The sequence below is a fragment of the Micromonospora sp. NPDC007271 genome (assembly GCF_040634005.1).
Taxonomy (GTDB): Bacteria; Actinomycetota; Actinomycetes; order Mycobacteriales; family Micromonosporaceae; genus Micromonospora.
This window is the reverse complement of the sequence record NZ_JBEYER010000011.1, coordinates 29,751-41,665: the sequence shown is the minus strand read 5'-3', so window position 1 is coordinate 41,665 and position 11,915 is coordinate 29,751. Positions and strand designations below refer to the sequence as shown.

Genomic DNA, 11,915 nt, shown 5'->3' with positions numbered 1-11,915 from the left:
CGTCGCTCAGCGGGTCGTGGTGGGGCTGGGGCCGGTCGGGGTGGGCGATTCCGGCGCACCCCGGCTGGGCGTCGGGGTGACCGGCGCCTGGGCGCCCTTCGCCGGCTCCCTGATCAGGTGCCGCTCCAGGTTGACCTGCGACTGGCCGGTGCCGCCCACGGTGATCTCGTCGTACGCCTGGAGCATCTTCTGCTGGTCGAAGTAGAGCACGGTCATCGTCAGCGGAGTGGGCTTCTCGCCCTCCAGGCCGCGCAGCCCGGCACCGCCGGTGGAACCCTCCACCATCAGCGTGGTCGGATCCTTGCCCGGCACCTGCGGCAGCTTGAGCACCTGCCGCTCGTGCAGGTGCCCGGACAGCACCAGCGGGGTGATGCCGGAGAGCGGCCCGGCCGAGGCCGGGTCGTGCACCAGCGCGATGTCCACCTTGTTCGGCGAGTTCTGCACCGTGGTGGCCAGCCGCTCACCAGAGCCGATGATCTGGTCGGCCACCTGCGCGGTCAGCCCGCTGCCGGCCGGCGAGGTCTCCTTGTCGGGGGTGAACCGCGGGTCGCCGATGCCGGCGATGGTCAGCCCCGACACGGTCGTCGTCGAGTTGTCCAGCACGATCGCGTTCGGCTGCTGGGCCACCGCCGCGGCGGTGCGCGGCGAGTCGTGGTTGCCGCGGATGTAGACGTACGGCTTCTTGAGCAGGCCGATCGAGCCGACGTAGGACGCCTCCGGCTCGCTGCCCCAGTCGGTGATGTCCCCGGTGTCGATCACCACGTCGATGCCGAACTGCTCGACGATGGTCCGGATCAGCGACCAGCCGGTCGGGTTGAGGTGCATGTCGGAGACGTGCAGCACCCGGGTCGTCCCGGGGGCCGGCTCGTACACCGGCAGCGCCGAGACGGTGGTGTAGAGCTTGCTGACGTTCCCGACCAGCCGCTGGAGCTGGTCGGCGTACTTCGTGTAGTCGTTGGCGATCCGGCGCGCGTCGCCGACTATCGCGGGGGCGTTGACCAGCAGCCCCTCGTAGCGGGGCTCCTCGATCGACTGCGGGCGGACGGTGGCGGCGGCCAGCCCGAGGCTGCCCGCGGTGACCACCAGCGCCAGGCCGCCGGCCCAGGCCGTCCGGCGGGTGTCCCGGAAGGCCAGCCCAGCCAGCAGCAGGGTGGCCAGCACCGACGAGGCGAGCGTCTTGAACCCGAGGCGCAGCACCCCGGCGCGGACGTCCTCGACGGCGGACTGACTGGCCCGGCTGATGCTCGCCGGGTCGTCCAGCAACGCCTCGGTACGCCCCTGATCCAGCGAGCCCAGCTCCACGGTCAGGTAGGCCGGCCCCTGATGGCTGTCCAACTGGAGCGAGCCGAGCGGCGGCACGGCGACGGTGGTGCCGCCGGTCAGCGACGGGCTCAGGCTGAGCTGCGCGCGGAACGGCCCGATGTCGGTGCCCTGGTGCCCACCGGCGTACGTGCCGACGACGATCCCGGTCAGCGTCACCACCAGCACGGCCAGCACCACGCCGAGCCGGCGCAGCCCGGTGCCCCACCGTCCCGCCCACAGGCCTCGAAACGCCCGGCGGCGGGCGCGGCCGTTCTCCGGGGCGACCTCGTCCCCGGTGCTGCGCTGCTCGTTCTCCTGGCCGTCCATGTTCAAATCCTGACCTGCCCAATGAGGGATCTTGGGAAACCCGGGGGCCCGGGTCTTTTTCGATCTGCCGCCGTCCGGCGGCCGGGCCTCAGCTGCGTCCGGCCCCGCCGTCGGCGAAGACCAGCCGGAGTATCCGGTCGTCCTCCGCGGCCGGTTTGCCCCGGCCGTCCCGGTTGGACGTGCTCACCCAGAGCGAGCCGTCCGGGGCGACCGTGGCGGCCCGGAGCCGGCCGTACTTGCCGGTCAGCAGTTCGCGGGGCTGACCGAGCACGGTGCCGTTCGCGGCCAGCTCGACCAGCCAGAGCCGCTGCCCGCGCAGGCAGGCGGTGACCAGCAGGCGCTCCACCGCGGCCAGTCCGGAACAGGAGGCGTCGGCGGTGGGCCACTGCACGATCGGGTCGACGTAGCGCCGGTCGTCGGCGCGCCCCTCGGCCTGCGGCCAGCCGTAGTTGCCACCCTTGTTGATCTGGTTGATCTCGTCCCAGGTGTTCTGGCCGAACTCCACCGCGTACATCCGCTTGTCCGGCGTCCAGGCGAAGCCCTGGACGTTGCGGTGCCCCAGCGACCAGACCGGCGAGCCGGGGGTGGGGTTGCCCGGGGCCGGCCGGCCGTCCGTGGTGATCCGGAGGATCTTGCCGCCGAGGCTCTTCGGGTCCTGCGCGTTGGCCGTCCTGCCGGCGTCGCCGGTGCTGGCGTAGAGGTAGCCGTCCGGGCCGAAGCCCAGCCCGCCGCCGTCGTGGGTGCCGGCCTTGGGAATGCCGGTCAGGATCGGGGCGGGCCGCGCGCCCAGTTGCAGCTTGGCGATCCGGTTGTCCTGGGCGGTCGTGTAGTAGACGAAGACCGTGCGGTCCTTGGCGTACGACGGGGAGACGGCGATGCCGAGCAGCCCGCCCTCGCCGCCGGCCGCCACGTCCGGCACGGTCTGCACCACGGTGACGTTCAGCCCCTCCGGCCCGGACGCCGGGCCGACCTGGAGGATCCGCCCGCTGTCCCGCTCCGTCACCAGCGCGCCGCCATCGGGCAGGAAGGCGATCGCCCAGGGCACCGCCAGCCCCTTGGCCAGGACCGTGGCGACCACCTGCTGCCCGGCGCCGCCGGGGCTGGCCGTGGCCGAGGGGGTCGGCAGGTTCGGCGGCGCGCCGGCCGGGTCCGGTTCCGGCTCGCCGAACGCGCAGCCGGCGGTGCCCAGCAGCAGCGCCGCGCAGGGCGCCGCCAGCGCCAGCCGGAAACGGCTGGTGCGAGGGTACGGAGGACGGACGTTCACCCGCCCCAGAGTAGCCGGGCTGGGGCCGACCGGCCGGTACAGCGGGCGCGGCGGCTATGGTCGGCGGTCGTGAAGGTATGGATTCCGCACCGGGCCGGTCTCGACCTCCTCGGTGAGCTGCCCCCAGACGTCACCGTGGAGCTGCTGGAAGACCCGGCCCGGCCCCCGTCGTCCCCGTCCGGCGTGCGGTTCTGGGTGCCGCCGTTCCTCTCTGCCGGCCCGGCCGCCACCCCGCTCCTGGCCGAGCTGTCCGACCTGGCGGTGGTGCAGCTGCTGTCCGCCGGCGCGGACGCCTGGGTGGGGCGGATCCCCGACGGGGTGACCCTCTGCGACGCCCGGGGCGTGCACGACTCGGCCACCGCGGAGTGGGTGGTCGGCGCAATCCTGTCCGTGCTGCGCGGGTTCGGCCCGTTGGCCCGCGCCCAGGGCCGCCGGGAGTGGGCGTACGACGCGGTGGCCCCGACCGACGAGCTGGCCGGCAAGCGGGTGCTGATCGTCGGGGCGGGGTCGATCGGCGCGGCCGTCCAGGCCCGGCTGGCCCCGTTCGAGGTGACCTTCACACTGGTCGCCCGCCGCCCGCGCCCCGCCGAGGGGGTGCACGGGGTGGACGAGCTGCCCGCGCTGCTGCCCGCGGCGGACGTGGTGGTGCTGCTGGTGCCGCTGACCGAGCAGACCCGGGGGCTGGTCGACGAGAAGTTCCTCGCCGCGATGCCTGACGGCGCGCTGCTGGTCAACGCCGCCCGCGGCCCGGTGGCCCGGACCTCGGCGCTGGTGGCCGAGCTGGCCTCCGGCCGGCTGCGGGCCGCCCTCGACGTCACCGATCCTGAGCCGCTGCCCGTAGACCATCCGCTCTGGGAGCTGCCGAACGTGCTGCTCACCCCGCACGTCGGCGGCTCGGTACGCGGCCTGCTGCCACGGGCGTACCGGCTGGTGGGGGAGCAGCTGCGGCGGTTCGCGGCCGGCGAGCCGCTGGCGAACCGGGTGGTGGACGGGTACTGACCCGGCCGGCCCGGCCCTCGTTGCCCGGGCCGGCTCAGTCGGTGCCGGACAGTTCCTGCCCGGTGGCGGAGACCAGCCGGGGCAGGTCGTCGGCGCGTACGGCGGGGAGCACGAGCAGCTCCCCGTCGTCGAGCCGGACGACCCCCCGGCCGCGGGCGTCACCGGTCAGCTCGGCGACCCGCTCCCAGGGGATCCGCCGCTGCCCGGCGAGCGCCCGCAGCCGCAGCTCGCGGGAGTCCGCGTCGGTGCCCGCCCGCCAGGCCCAGACCATCACGGCGAGCGGAACCAGCAGCACCCAGAGCAGCCACGGGTTCGCGGTGGCCAGCGGCAGCGCGCCGACGAACGCGACGATCGCGGCGACCAGAATGGCCTGGTTGTGGCGGAAGCGGATGGTGTCGACGCGGGTCACCCTCCGATGATCGCACCCCGGGTGCGGTCCACCTCCGAGGGGCGTGACGGCCGCGATCCGCGGCACAGATATGACCGACGTCACGTAAAGTCTTGCGTCACCAAGAACGATCCCGACTCGCTCCCAGTCGTGGCGGAGCCGGGTCCTCGCCCGGTCGTCCGCGTCCCCCGCCCATCCGCTGACTCCACACCCGCTTTTGGCGCAACAGCACCGCCCCGTGCCCCCTCACGAAGGCGACCCGCCGTGCCCGTCACCCATCCCGTCGCTGGTCGACGCCGCCGACCACCGCTGCTCGACCTCGTCGTGTCGCTCGCCGGCACACTGGTTGTCCTGGCCGGGACCGCCGGCCTCGTCCCGGCCCTCGCCGCTGTCGCGCTCGCCGTGGCCGCCGGCTGCGCCCTGGCCTGCGTCCGGCTCGCCTGGCTGGCCGGCACCCCGCCCGCCGCAGCCGCCCCGGACCCGGCCCTGGCCACCGGCTCGCCCCCGGCCGCCGGGGTGGTCCCGGCCGCTGTTTCGGCCCCGGCTGCCGGGGTGGTCCCGGCTGTCGGCCCGGCCTCGGCTGTCGGCCCGGCCTCGGCTGTCGGCCCGGCCCCGGACGCCGGCGTTGTGCCGTCGTCCGGTCGGAGCGACCCGCGGGCGGCGCTGTCCCGCCGCTGCGCCGCGCTCCTCGACGCGGCCGTGCTGTCCGCCGGGCTCACCGTCGCCGTGCTGCCGTTGACCGACCCGTCGTACCGGCTGCCGGTCGCGCTGGTCGGCCTCGCCGTCACCGCCCCGCTGTACGCCGTGGCGCTGCTCCGGCTTCCCGGCCGTTCCCGGCTCACCGCCGCCGAGCGGCTCAGCCGGGCCGTCGACGTCCTCGGTCTCGGCGTCAGCCTGGTCTTCGCGGCCTGGATGCTGCTGCCGCCCGGCCCGGTGCCGCCGATGATGGCCACCGCGGGGGTCGTTGGCACGGTCGGGGCGGTGGCGCTGCTGGTGACCGCGCGGGCGGAGCGGCGATGTCGGCCGGGTGCGGCCCGCTGCTTCACCGGAGCGGCGGCCACCCTCGCCGGGCTGGCCCTGCTCGTGGTGCTGCTCGGCGGCGGCGCGCCGGACCGGGCCATCCTGGCCGTCGCGCCCCCGCTGCTGGCCGGCGCGCTGCTCACCGCCGGCGGTGCCGCGCGTACGGCCACCGGGGAGCGGCCCCGGCCTGACGGCTTCCCGGCCGGCTGGCCCGGGCTGACCGCGCCGGCCGCCATCGCCGCGCTCGCCGCCGGCCACCGCCTGTGGATGGCCGGGGAGATCCCGGCCCCCGCGATCGCGCTGGGGTTGGCGATCATCCCACCGATGGTGCTGCGCGAACTGCTCGCCGTCGCCGACCAGCGACACCGCGCCGACCAGCTGGTCGGGAAGACGGGGACGCCCGCCCCGGCCGACGACCGGCGCACCGCGACCGGTCCGCTCGTCGAGCTGGCGGGTCGGGACGACCTGCTGCGCGGCCTGGCGGGTCGGGACGACCTGCTGCGCGGCCTGGCCCGGCGGGAGGGCGGCACGCTGCTCGTCGTCGATCTGGTCGGGGCCGACGACGGCCCGGCCGTGGACCCGTCCGTGCTGGTCGGGGTCGCCCGACGGATTCGGTCCGGCTGCGGCCCCGGAGACCTGGTGGTCCGCCTCGCCGACGCCGAGTTCGCGGTGCTCACCGACGTCGGGCCGGTCGTCGCGTACGGGCTCGGCAGCAGGTTGCTGGCCGCGTTGACCGAGCCGTACCGGGTGCCCGAGGGGGTGCGGCGGATCCGGGTCAGCGTCGGGCTGGCCGAGACGGCCGGCGGTGACCCGGAGGACGTGCTGCGCCAGGCCGACCTGGCGCGGCGCCGCTCGGTGCAGCTCGGCCGGGACCGGGTCGAGTGGTACGACGCCTACCTGGAGGAGCAACTCGTCCGCCGGCTGGACCTGGAGCGGGAGCTGCCGGGTGCGCTCGCCCGGGGCGAGCTGGACCTGGTCTACCAGCCGGTGCTGGCCCTGGCCGACCGGCAGCCGGTGGGCACCGAGGCGCTGTTGCGCTGGCGCAGCCCGGCGTTGGGCACCGTGCTGCCGGACGAGCTGCTACCCGTCGCGACCGACCTGGACCTGCTCGGCGAGGTGGGGCGGTGGGTGCTGGACCGGGCCTGCCGGCAGCTCGCCGACTGGTCGGACGGGGGACGCAAGCTGTGGATGGCCGTGAACGTCACGCCCCGCGAGCTGGCGGCGCCGGACTTCGTGGCCCGGACGGCGACCGCGCTCGCCGCCTACGACGTGCCGCCGGAGCGCCTGGTGGTGGAGGTGCCCGAGCCGGCGGTCGCCGCGGAGCTGCCCACCGTGGTGGCGCGGCTCGCCGGCCTGCGTTCGCTCGGCGTGCGGACGGCGCTGGACGACTTCCGGGCCGAGCACGCCTCGCTGGCCCAGCTCCGTCGGTTGCCGATCGACCTGCTCAAGGTCGGCCCGCACCTGGTCGGGCCGGCATCCGACGGGCATCTTCCGCTGATCGAGGTGGTGGCCACCCTGGGCGACCGCCTCGGCTTGGAGGTGGTGGTCGAGGGGTTGGAGTCGGACGCCCAGGTCGCCGGGGCCCGCCGGGCCGGGTGCCGCTACGGCCAGGGCTTCGCCCTCGCCCGCCCGGCCACCGCCGAGCGGGTCGAGGCGTGGTTCGAGGAGTTCGGCTCGGCACCGCGGTGAGCTGGCCGGCCGGTGGCTGAACCGGTTCATCTGCTGCGGGGCGGGGCCGTGCTGCCGCGCGGGGTGAGGTGGGCGGTCTCGTCCTGGAGCCCGGTGACCGGCTCGCCGGCGATCACGGCGAGGAGTTGCCGGGCGGCGTGCGCCCCGTACGCGGGGATGTTCCGCCCGAGGGCGGTCAGCGGCGGGTGCACCAGCTGGCACAGCGGGGAGTCGTCCCAGGCCACGATGGACAGATCGCCGGGTACGGCGAGCCCCATCTCCTGGGCGACGGCGAGCCCGGCGATGGCCATCACGTCGTTGTCGTAGATCACCGCGGTGGGCCGGTTGGCGGAGCTGAGCAGCCGCCGGGTGGCCCGGGCGCCCTCCTCGCCGGTGTAGTCGGACCAGATCGTGGTGGTGTCGTCCAGCCCGAGCCGCCGGCACACCGCGCCGAACGCGTCGTCGCGGATCTCGGTGTGCAGCAGGTCGGCCAGCCCGCCGACCCGGGCGATCCGCGGGTGCCCGACCCTCCTTTCACTCCGGGACGCGGCGGTAGGCGCCGTCGCTGGCCGAGGTGGCCATCGAGGCGTACGCGCGCAGCGCCGCGGACACCGGACGGTCGCGGTCGGCCGGGGTGTACGGGCGGTCCCGCTTCTCCTCGGCGACCCGGCGGGCCTGCAGTTCGTCGTCGGGCACGTTGAGGTGGATCGACCGGGCCGGGATGTCGATGACGATCTCGTCGCCCTCCCGCACGAGCGCGATCAGCCCGCCGGAGGCCGCCTCGGGGGAGACGTGGCCGATGGACAGGCCGGAGGTGCCGCCGGAGAACCGCCCGTCGGTGAGCAACGCGCAGGAGCGACCCAGCCCCCGGCCCTTGAGGAACGAGGTGGGGTAGAGCATCTCCTGCATGCCCGGGCCGCCCTTCGGGCCCTCGTACCGGATCACCACCACGTCCCCGGCGACGACCTCCTTGGCCAGGATCGCCGAGACCGCGTCGTCCTGCGATTCGTAGACCTTGGCCGGCCCGCGGAAGGTCAGGCACTCCTCGGGCACACCGGCGGTCTTCACCACGCAGCCGTCCGGCGCCAGGTTGCCGTGCAGGATGGCCAGCCCGCCGTCGGCGCTGTAGGCGTGCTCCCGGTCCCGCACGCAGCCGCCGGCCGCATCGGTGTCCAGCGACGACCAGCGGTTGGTGGTGGAGAACGGCTCGGTGGTGCGCACCCCGCCCGGGGCGGCGTGGAACAGCTCGACCGCCTCCGGCGTGGCCGAGCCGCCCCGCACGTCCCAGTCGGCCAGCCACTGCTGCAGGCTGGGGGAGTGGACCGCGTGCACGTCCCGGTTGAGCAGGCCGGCCCGGTCCAGCTCGCCGAGGATGGCCGGGATGCCGCCGGCCCGGTGCACGTCCTCCATGTGGTACTGCGGCGAGTTCGGCGCGACCTTCGCGAGGCAGGGCACCCGGCGGGAGATGGCGTCGATGTCGGCCACCCTGAAGTCCAGCTCCGCCTCGCGGGCGGCGGCGAGCAGGTGCAGCACGGTGTTGGTCGAGCCGCCCATCGCCACGTCCAGCGCGACGGCGTTCTCGAAGGCGGCCCGGTCGGCGATCGAGCGGGGCAGCACCGAGGCGTCGTCGGCGTCGTACCAGCGCTTGGCGATCTCCACGACGGTGCGGCCGGCCTCGACGAAGAGCGACCGGCGCGCGGCGTGGGTGGCCAGGGTCGACCCGTTGCCGGGCAGCGCCAGGCCGATCGCCTCGGTGAGGCAGTTCATCGAGTTGGCGGTGAACATCCCCGAGCAGGAGCCGCAGGTCGGGCAGGCCGACCGCTCGATCTGCCCGAGCTGGTCGTCCGTGACCGCCTCGTTGGAGGAGGCGATCATCGCGTCGATCAGGTCGATCTTGGAGTGCACGACCCCCTCGATGGCGACCGTCTTGCCGGCCTCCATCGGGCCGCCGGAGACGAAGACCGTCGGGATGTTGAGCCGCAGCGCGGCCAGCAGCATGCCCGGAGTGATCTTGTCGCAGTTGGAGATGCAGACCAGGGCGTCCGCGCAGTGCGCGTTGACCATGTACTCCACCGCGTCGGCGATCAGCTCCCGGCTGGGCAGCGAGTAGAGCATGCCGCCGTGGCCCATGGCGATGCCGTCGTCCACGGCGATGGTGTTGAACTCCCGGCCCACCCCGCCGGCCTCGGCCACCGCGTCGGCGACCAGGCCGCCGAGGTCCTTGAGGTGTACGTGACCGGGGACGAACTGGGTGAAACTGTTGGCGATGGCGACGATCGGCTTGCCGAAGTCGTCGTCGGTCATCCCGGTGGCCCGCCAAAGGGCCCGGGCGCCGGCCATCGTCCGACCGTGGGTGGAGGTCCTCGACCGCAGCTCAGGCATGCCTACCAGTGTGGCACCGCCGGCCGCGCCGCCCCCGGGCGCGCGGGTCGTGTCCCAACAGTTGCACACCCGGGACCTCTCGGGGTGCGCGGATCCGGCAGAGTTGAGGTCGTGCATTCGTCCCCGGGCGTGGTCGCCGTCGCGGTGCTGAGCGGGTTGGTCGCCGCCGGTGCCACCGCGCTGCTCGTCGCCTCGGCCCGCCGCCGGGTCGGGGCGCACCGGCAGGCCCACGTGCTGCTCGCCGCGGCCGCCGGGATCGCGCTGCTCAGCCTCCTGGTCGCGGTCGCCGCCGCGCTGGCCGCCGGCGACCAGTGGGGCCACCGGCAGGGGCCGCGCACCGGCTGGGCGACGCTCGTCTCGGTGGGCGGCACGCTCAGTGGGCTGGCCCTGGGCGCCGCCCTGCTCCGCCTGCCCGGCGCCGCGGCCACCCGGGCCGCCACCGCCCGGTTGCTGCTCGACGGCGTGATCATGGCGAGCGCGCTCTGGTTCGTCGGCTGGGTGGTCCTCAGCGAGCCGACCCGGCTGCTCGGCACGCTCACCCCCGGGGCCTGCGTACCCATCGTGCTGGCCACGCTGAGCGCGGCGCTCACCGCCGGGCTGGCCCTGATCATGGTGCTGCGGGCCGATCCGCCGCGCGGCCGGCTCGTCCTGCTCGGCACCGGGACGACCGGGGTGACCGGCGGTGGGTTGCTCCTCTCCGCCGGGCTCTGCCAGGCCGGACCGGTGATGGTCCTCACCGGCGCCGCGCTGCTGACCGTGGGCCTGCTGGCCACCGCCACGGCGGTGCACCGGGTCGAGCCGCCCGGTCAGGTCGACGTCGACCTGATCCGCCGCGACGGCGAGTACGCCTTCGTGCCGATGTTCGCCATGGCAGCCTCGGCGATGTACCACCTGAGTCAGGGCGGCCGGTTCGACGCGTTCGCCATCGTGGCCGGCAGCGTCGAGGGCTTCGCCCTGGTGGCCCGGCAGTACCTGGCCCTCAACGACGTCCGCGGCTACGCCGGCCGGCTGGCCGCGCGGGAGGCCCACTTCCGCGAGCTGGCGCACACCGACCCGCTCACCGGGCTGGCCAACCGGCGCGGGCTGCTGCGCGCGCTGCACCGCTGCGCCGAGGCCGGCGTCCCCTGCGTCCTGCTCGGGATGGATCTGGACGGCTTCAAGAACGTCAACGACATGCGGGGGCACGACGTCGGCGACGCGGTGCTGGCCGAGGTCGGCCGGCGGCTGCGCGGCAACCTGCGTCCGGGTGACCTGGCCGCCCGGCTCGGCGGCGACGAGTTCGCGGTGCTGATGCACGGCGGGAGCGACGCCGGGCCGGTCGCGGAACGACTGCTCGGGGTGCTCGGCCGCCCGTACGAGGAGACGGACGGGCCGGTCTTCCTCTCGGTCAGCATCGGGGTGGCCGCCAACCACGGGCAGACCGACGTCAAGTTGCTGCTGCGCAACGCCGACCTGGCGCTGCGCTACGCCAAGCAGCGGGGCAAGAACCGGATCGAGCGCTACGACGCGACGTACGACCAGCTGCTGCGCCGGCGCACCATGCTGGAGCACGAGATGCGTGGCGCGATCGAGCGGGACGAGCTGCGGCTGGCGTTCCAGCCGGTGGCCTCGCTGCCGTCGGTCCGCCCGGTCGGCGCCGAGGCGCTGCTCCGCTGGCACCACCCAGAGCTGGGCAACGTCCGCCCGGACGAGTTCATCCCCCTCGCCGAGGAGTGCGGGATGATCTCGAAGCTGGGCGCCTGGGTGCTGCACCAGGCCTGCTACCAGCTCTCCCGCTGGCTGGCCGACGGGCACGACGTCTGGGTGTCGGTGAACGTCTCGCCGCGGGAGCTGCACGCCCCGGAGTACGTGGTGCAGGTCGCCGAGGCACTGCGCGCCCACCACGTGCCGCCGCAGCGGCTGGTGCTGGAGGTCACCGAGCACGCGGTCGCCACCGACCTGGACGAGCTGATCCGGCGCCTGTCCGCGCTGCGACTCACCGGGGTGCGGATCGCGCTGGACGACTTCGGCGCCGGCTACTCGTCGCTGGGGCAGCTGCGTCGGCTGCCGATCGACATCCTCAAGATCGATCACAGCCTGGTCGCCGAGCACGAGCCGGTCCGGCCGGTCGGCCGGGACGGCCCGGCGTTCGCCCCGATGGTGGACATCGTGATGCGCCTCGGCCACCAGCTCGGCCTGGAGGTGATCGCGGAGGGCGTGACCACCCCCACCGAACTCGCCGCGGTGGTCGCCGCCGGCTGCCGGTTCGGGCAGGGCGCGCTGTTCGGCTGGGGCGTGCCCGCCGAGCACCTGGAGGCGATGCTGGAGGCGGCCACCTCGCCCGGCGCGCGGCCCACCGCGGTACCGCCCGCCCCACCGGTGGCACCGGTGCCCGCGCCGCGCCGAGATGAGGGATCTTCGCAGGTGGGACCGGCTGCCGAGGGTGCGTCGCGGGGTGACGTGCCGACGTCCGTTAACCAAAATGTGGGATCAGTTGACTCATCGCGTGAGATGCGTCAGGCTTAGCCACATGTCGTCGAACCGGTCGCTGCGAGTACTTACCTGAGCGCACTCTCTGCTGATCGA

General features: G+C 74.7%; 7 protein-coding genes and 1 pseudogene. 3 read left to right on the top strand and 5 right to left on the bottom strand.

The window, feature by feature from the left end; all coding sequences use genetic code 11:
* Positions 1-6: 6 nt before the first annotated feature.
* Both ABZ570_RS06400 and ABZ570_RS06395 read right to left on the bottom strand, forming a co-directional pair.
* The gene (locus ABZ570_RS06400; RefSeq protein ID WP_358057709.1) at positions 7-1,629 is read right to left on the bottom strand and encodes a metallophosphoesterase; all 1,623 of its coding nucleotides are present in this window, start codon (positions 1,627-1,629) and stop codon (positions 7-9) included.
* Positions 1,630-1,717: 88 nt separating this feature from the next.
* On the bottom strand, positions 1,718-2,893 hold the full coding sequence (locus ABZ570_RS06395) for a PQQ-dependent sugar dehydrogenase (RefSeq protein WP_358057706.1): 1,176 nt from the start codon (positions 2,891-2,893) through the stop codon (positions 1,718-1,720).
* Positions 2,894-2,962: 69 nt separating this feature from the next.
* On the opposite strand from ABZ570_RS06395, the gene ABZ570_RS06390 reads away from it, so the two are divergent.
* Positions 2,963-3,892, top strand: coding sequence for a 2-hydroxyacid dehydrogenase (locus tag ABZ570_RS06390; protein WP_358057703.1), 930 nt, complete (start codon positions 2,963-2,965; stop codon positions 3,890-3,892).
* A gap of 34 nt (positions 3,893-3,926) precedes the next feature.
* Here ABZ570_RS06390 and ABZ570_RS06385 read toward each other — a convergent pair whose 3' ends face one another.
* Positions 3,927-4,301: a PH domain-containing protein gene (locus tag ABZ570_RS06385; RefSeq protein ID WP_358057700.1), complete on the bottom strand. Its 375-nt coding sequence runs from the start codon at positions 4,299-4,301 to the stop codon at positions 3,927-3,929.
* A 243-nt stretch (positions 4,302-4,544) separates the two neighbouring features.
* Here ABZ570_RS06385 and ABZ570_RS06380 point away from each other — a divergent pair, with 243 nt between their 5' ends.
* On the top strand, positions 4,545-6,989 hold the full coding sequence (locus ABZ570_RS06380) for a bifunctional diguanylate cyclase/phosphodiesterase (protein ID WP_358057697.1): 2,445 nt from the start codon (positions 4,545-4,547) through the stop codon (positions 6,987-6,989).
* A 26-nt stretch (positions 6,990-7,015) separates the two neighbouring features.
* Here ABZ570_RS06380 and ABZ570_RS06375 read toward each other — a convergent pair.
* Both ABZ570_RS06375 and ilvD read right to left on the bottom strand, forming a co-directional pair.
* Positions 7,016-7,495: pseudogene (locus ABZ570_RS06375) on the bottom strand (substrate-binding domain-containing protein); the annotation flags it as partial.
* A gap of 7 nt (positions 7,496-7,502) precedes the next feature.
* Positions 7,503-9,350 carry a dihydroxy-acid dehydratase gene (gene ilvD / locus ABZ570_RS06370; RefSeq protein WP_358057695.1) on the bottom strand — a complete coding sequence of 616 codons (1,848 nt, stop codon included), beginning with the start codon at positions 9,348-9,350 and terminating at the stop codon, positions 7,503-7,505.
* A 111-nt stretch (positions 9,351-9,461) separates the two neighbouring features.
* Between ilvD and ABZ570_RS06365 the strand changes: the two genes are divergently transcribed.
* Positions 9,462-11,855 (top strand): bifunctional diguanylate cyclase/phosphodiesterase, encoded by a 2,394-nt coding sequence (locus ABZ570_RS06365; protein ID WP_358057692.1) that lies wholly within the window; start codon positions 9,462-9,464, stop codon positions 11,853-11,855.
* Positions 11,856-11,915: the final 60 nt, after the last annotated feature.

Coding starts and splice junctions, on each gene's coding strand:
- ilvD (WP_358057695.1), bottom strand. CDS start 9,350: ATGCCTGAGCTGCGGTCGAGGACCTCCACCCACGGTCGGACGATGGCC.
- ABZ570_RS06400 (WP_358057709.1), bottom strand. CDS start 1,629: ATGGACGGCCAGGAGAACGAGCAGCGCAGCACCGGGGACGAGGTCGCC.